Origin of the sequence: Mycobacterium sp. (genome assembly GCF_032162605.1) — a bacterium.
Lineage (GTDB): Bacteria > Actinomycetota > Actinomycetes > Mycobacteriales > Mycobacteriaceae > Mycobacterium.
This window is the reverse complement of sequence record NZ_JAVROT010000590.1, coordinates 1-4,733: the sequence shown is the minus strand read 5'-3', so window position 1 is coordinate 4,733 and position 4,733 is coordinate 1. Positions and strand designations below refer to the sequence as shown.

The 4,733-nt window shown below is 68.1% G+C and carries 3 protein-coding genes and 2 pseudogenes; 2 read left to right on the top strand and 3 right to left on the bottom strand.

All coding sequences use genetic code 11. The features are described 5' to 3' along the window. Positions 1-14 precede the first annotated feature (14 nt). Both QOI01_RS33170 and aspS read right to left on the bottom strand, forming a co-directional pair. Positions 15-473: a nitroreductase family deazaflavin-dependent oxidoreductase gene (locus tag QOI01_RS33170; RefSeq protein WP_526387986.1), complete on the bottom strand. Its 459-nt coding sequence runs from the start codon at positions 471-473 to the stop codon at positions 15-17. A 308-nt stretch (positions 474-781) separates the two neighbouring features. Further along, positions 782-2,569 (bottom strand): aspartate--tRNA ligase, encoded by a 1,788-nt coding sequence (aspS, locus tag QOI01_RS33165; protein WP_526387984.1) that lies wholly within the window; start codon positions 2,567-2,569, stop codon positions 782-784. A 77-nt stretch (positions 2,570-2,646) separates the two neighbouring features. Here aspS and QOI01_RS33160 point away from each other — a divergent pair. Together QOI01_RS33160 and QOI01_RS33155 are read left to right on the top strand one after the other, a co-directional pair. Next, positions 2,647-3,542 (top strand): annotated as a pseudogene (locus QOI01_RS33160) (oxidoreductase). A gap of 38 nt (positions 3,543-3,580) precedes the next feature. Further along, positions 3,581-3,811, top strand: a pseudogene (locus QOI01_RS33155) (SRPBCC family protein); the annotation flags it as partial. Positions 3,812-3,848: 37 nt separating this feature from the next. On the opposite strand, the gene QOI01_RS33150 reads toward QOI01_RS33155, so the two are convergent. Further along, the coding region (locus QOI01_RS33150) for a carboxylesterase family protein (RefSeq protein ID WP_526387982.1) at positions 3,849-4,733 on the bottom strand (885 nt) is incomplete at its 5' end.

Genomic DNA, 4,733 nt, shown 5'->3' with positions numbered 1-4,733 from the left:
GCCGAACCCGCGAACTAGGCCCGGGTCAGTTCGAACAGCGGGATCGTCCGCGTGGTGTTGGCCTGGTACTCGGCGAACACCGGTGCGACCTCGGTGATCTTCGGGTACGTCGCGTCCCGTTCGTCGTGCGGCAGTTCGCGGACCGTGACGTCATAGGACTCGGTGCCGACCTCGATGTGCGCCTTGGAGTTGGAGCGCAGGTTGTGCACCCAGGCGGGGTTCTTCGGCGCGCCCGCGTAGGACCCGACGATCAGCAACTTGTCTTCAACGGTCAGGTAGGCCAGCGGCGAGAGCCACGGCTGGCCCGACTTGGCGCCGGTGGTGTGCAGCAGCAGCAGGTTGCCGCCCTCGAACGGGCCGCCGACCGTGCCGCCGTTGGCGCGGAATTCCTCGACGATCCCGCGGTTGAAGTCATCGAGCGCATTGGCGTCGGTCACGAGTTTCCCTTTGTCGATCTCTTCGAATTCACCCATGACTGGTCCAGCCTCCCCTGCTCGGCATCTATTCCGGACTCTCACCTGAAGTGAGACCCGGGTGCGGTTTGACCGTTCAGTCAATAGCATGAGTGAACCGGTCGATTCGGAGGGGGATTCGACATGTGTAGCACGCGCGGTTGCCCGTCAAGCCAAATTCCCGGCCCAAAGCGCACAGGTGCGAAGTTCGATCGACAGGACGAACGGGCGCGCGGACCGCGGGTGGTTACACCCCTTGGCCCGCCGCCGGCCAGGCAACGATCGCTCTTCACGGGGCTCGCCGAGCGCGCTTCCCTACGAGACGGCGGCTAGTCCGTCGTCAAGACCCGTCCAGACCCCTGCGGCTTGGCGTCTATCCCCGACTCCTTGCGCTGCTGCGCTGTGATCGGCGCGGGCGCATCGGTCAGCGGGTCGACGCCGCCGCCGGACTTCGGGAAGGCGATCACCTCGCGGATGGAGTCGGTGCGTGCGAGCAGCGCGGTGATGCGGTCCCAGCCGAAGGCGATGCCGCCGTGCGGTGGCGCGCCGAAGGTGAACGCGTCCAACAGGAATCCGAACTTGTCCTGCGCTTCGGCGTGGTCGATTCCCATCATCGCGAAGACCCGCTCCTGGACGTCGCGCCGGTGGATGCGAATCGAACCACCGCCGATCTCGTTGCCGTTGCAGACGATGTCGTACGCATTCGCCAGCGCACTACCCGGATCGGTGTCGAACGTCGCCTCCGATTCCGGCATGGGCGACGTGAACGCATGGTGGACGGCCGTCCACGCACCCGATCCGACGGCGACGTCGCCGGACGCCGTGGCATCGTCGGCGGGCTCGAACAGCGGCCAGTCGACGACCCAGGTGAACGCCCACGCCGTTGGGTCGATCATGTCGAGGCGCTTGGCGACCTCGATCCGCGTCGCACCGAGCAGTGCCCGTGCCGACTTCACCGGTCCCGCCGCGAAGAAGATGCAGTCCCCCGCCTTCGCGCCGACGTGCGCGGCCAGGCCGTCGCGTTCGGCGTCGGTCAGGTTCTTGGCCACCGGCCCACCGAGCGTGCCGTCCTCGGCCAGGAGCACGTAGGCCAGGCCCTTGTGCCCGCGTTGCTTGGCGAACTCCTGCCACCCGTCGAGCGTGCGCCGCGGCTGAGACGCGCCGCCCGGCATGACGACGGCACCGACGTGCGGCGCCTGGAACACCCGGAAGGTGGTGTCGGAGAAGTACTCCGTGCAGTCGACGAGTTCGAGGCCGAAGCGGAGGTCGGGCTTGTCGGAACCGAACCGGCGCATGGCGTCCGCGTAGGTGATGCGCGGGATCGGCGCCGGCAACTCGTACCCGATGAGCGCCCACAGCGACCGAAGTACCTGCTCGGAGACCGCGATCACGTCGTCGGCGTCGACGAAGCTCATCTCGATGTCGAGCTGGGTGAACTCGGGTTGACGGTCGGCGCGGAAGTCCTCGTCGCGGTAGCAGCGCGCGATCTGGTAGTACCGCTCCATGCCAGCCACCATCAGCAACTGCTTGAACAGCTGCGGGCTCTGCGGCAGTGCGTAGAACGAGCCCGGCTGCAGCCGCGCGGGCACCAGGAAGTCCCTGGCCCCCTCCGGCGTCGAGCGGGTGAGCGTCGGCGTCTCGATCTCGACGAAGTCGTGCTCGGCCAGAACGCCACGGGCAGCGGCATTCACCTTGGAGCGCAACCGAATTGCGTTACCCGGCCCTTCGCGCCGCAGATCGAGGTAGCGGTACTTGAGGCGCGCCTCCTCCCCCGCGGTCTCGTCGAGCTGGAACGGCAGCGGCGCGCACTCGCTCAGCACGGTCAGAGACGTCACGTTGACCTCGATGTCTCCGGTGGCGATGTCGGCGTTGGCGTTGCCCTCCGGCCGGGTCTCGACGACACCGGTGACGGCGACGCAGAACTCGGCCCTCAGGCGGTGTGCCTGAGCCAGGACCTCGGCGTCGCGGAACACCACCTGCGCCACCCCGGAGGCGTCGCGCAGGTCGATGAAGATGACGCCGCCGTGGTCACGCCGGCGCGCCACCCAGCCGGCTAGCGTCACCGTCTGCCCGGCATCGGTGGACCGCAACGAACCGGCGGCATGACTGCGCAACACGAAAACTCCCTGGGAATTGCCTGACGAGAGGACTGCCACAGTGTAGTGGTGGGGTTGCGGCGGTAGCTTTGGCACCAATGGCAACCTCCATCGCCGTCGTCGGCCCCGGCGCCATCGGTTCGACGGTCGCGGCGTTGTTGCACGCCGCAGGCCATCGGGTGGTCGTCTGCGGGCGCACCGCCCGCGATTCCATCGAGGTAAGACCGGACCCCGACGTCTTGGACGGCGAACCAATCGTGCTGCCCGACGCGGTGCGCACCGACCCCGAGACGATCGATGGTCCGGTCGACGTGGTGATGGTCGCGGTCAAGGACACCCAGAACGCAGCGGCGGCGACCTGGCTCGAGCGACTGTGCGACCAGAACACGGTGGTGTGCGTCCTGCAGAACGGCGTTGAGCAAGTCGAGCGCGTGGGCGGGTACTGCGTGTCCGCCACTGTCGTGCCGTGCGCGGTGTGGTTCTCGGCCCAGACACAGCATGAGGGCTGGGTGCGGTTGCGGACGCCCGTGCGCCTGGTACTGCCCGACGACGAGGCCGCACGCCGTCTTGCCGACGTGTTGCGTGGGCCGTCGCTGACGGTGGAGTGCGCTCCCGTATTCGCCGACGATGCCTGGCGCAAGCTGTTGACCAACGCCGTGGCAGGCCTGATGGTGCTGACGGGCCGCAAGTCGGGCATGTACCTACGCGACGACGTCGCCGCCCTTGCCCGTGCCTATCTGGCCGAGGGGCTCGCCGTTGCGCGGGCCGAGGGCGCCCACTCGACGGCGTGATCGATGACGTCATCGGCATGTTCACCGGCGTGGCACAGGACCTGACGACGTCGATTCTGACCGATCGCGAGCTGGGCAGACCGCTGGAGTGGGACGTCCGCAACGGCGTCATCGCCCGCAAGGGTGCCGAGCACGGGCTCGCGACGCCCATCAGCGACCTCGTGGTGCCGTTACTCGCGGCGGCGAGCGACGGACCCGGCTGACGCAGCCGAGTAGACACCACGCCATAGGGTGGCTACTCGTGGCCAAGACCCATCCCGGCGAACTGGTCGACCTGGACTTCATCGCTCACGCGCCGTTCCGCTTCGTCAGCACCGTCGACCTGACGATCACTCCCGAGCAGATCTTCGAGGTGCTGGGCGACGCCGAGTCATGGCGGCACTGGGCGACGGTCATCACCAACGTGGTGTGGACCAGTCCCGAGCCGCGCGACGTCGGAACCACCCGCATGGTCAGCATGCGCGGAAACGTCTGCAGTACGACGTTTTTCGCAACCACGTGATCGCAGGTCAGTACAGGCCTTCCCAGGCCGACCGCCTGTCGCGGTCGGGGTCCTCCACGGTCTCGTCGCGAGCCGACCTGATGACGCGGGTGCGACGCCTCTCGGCGTCGTACCGGGGCCAGTCGTCGCCGAGCCCGGAGGTCGCGAAGTTCAGCCAGGTCCGTTGCATTCGCCTGCCGACCGACGGCTGCACCCGCCTTCCCAGCGGGTGGACCTTACGACCCAGGTAGGAGCCGTAGCTGTGCTGCACGTGCACGATCTCGCTGCCGTGGGTCGCGCCGAGGCCGAGCAGCCGCAGACTCCACGCGGCGTGGTCGAACCGGTAGACGTAGGTCGGCGCGTGGACGGCGTAGGCATCGGCGAACGCCCAGGTGGGAGCACAGAACATCGTGTCAGAACCGATGGCGATCAGGGCACTGCGCCGCGGATAGTCCGGATACGCGGCGAGCACGCGATCCTTGGCGTCGGGTGCCGTGCGGGCGAAGTACGAGTCGACGCCGGGCTCGGTGGTCGGCAGCATCGGCGGCTTTCCCCACGCGAACATCGACGCCTCGTGACTGTTGGTGCCGACGATCAACGGTATCGGCGAGACGGCGCCGTCCCTGGCGGCGTCGATGGGGTGTCTCGGCAGCGATTCGACGCCGTGAGTCAGCCCGTACGCCAGAGTCGGGGTATGTTCGGCACTCTCGGACTGGAGTTCACCCGCGGCCCGCCGGAGCCGTCGCTGCGGTAGCGACTTCACCTCGTCGACGCCGACTCCGAGTCGCTCGATGAACGCTCCAGCCTGGCGGGCGCGCGTCTCGCGGTCGGCGATCAGGGGCAGCGCCGGGCTCTGGGCGATGGCACGAGTGAACAGACCGTTGCCCAGCGGGCTGGCCAGCAGCGCCAAAAC